This is a genomic window from Frankia tisae, assembly GCF_025403405.1.
Taxonomy (GTDB): domain Bacteria; phylum Actinomycetota; class Actinomycetes; order Frankiales; family Frankiaceae; genus Frankia; species Frankia tisai.
In genome coordinates, this window is sequence record NZ_JANEZT010000872.1 from 1 (window position 1) to 381 (window position 381).

At 76.4% G+C, this 381-nt stretch carries 1 pseudogene; it reads left to right on the top strand.

What is annotated here, in order from left to right:
- Positions 1–381 (top strand): annotated as a pseudogene (locus NBZ85_RS34325) (hypothetical protein); the annotation flags it as partial.

Genomic DNA, 381 nt, shown 5'->3' on the forward strand with positions numbered 1-381 from the left:
GTCCCGCCGATGCGGCACGCCAGGCAGCCGACCTCGCGGAGTGCCAGCGCTACGCGCAGCAGATCGGCGTGGCCCAGGAGACGCTGGACGGCATGTTGACCGGCGCGCTGGTGCTGGCCTCGCTGGTCTGGTCCGCCGGCGGCGGCCATGGATCGGTGCGCGACGGAGCCCTGGTCGGCGGCGCGCTGGGCGCCACGCAGGGCCTGAAGCCGCTCGAGCGCCGCCGGCACGCCGTGGAATCCTGCATGCAGGCGCACGGGTATGCGGCAGGCCCCTACGCGGTGGCGCCCGTGCCGCCGCCTGCCGAGCCTTCCGCAGGCCCCTTCCCGGCAGGCCCCGCACGCCCCTCCATCGCGGTCGGTGCCGATGGCTTCAGCGCGC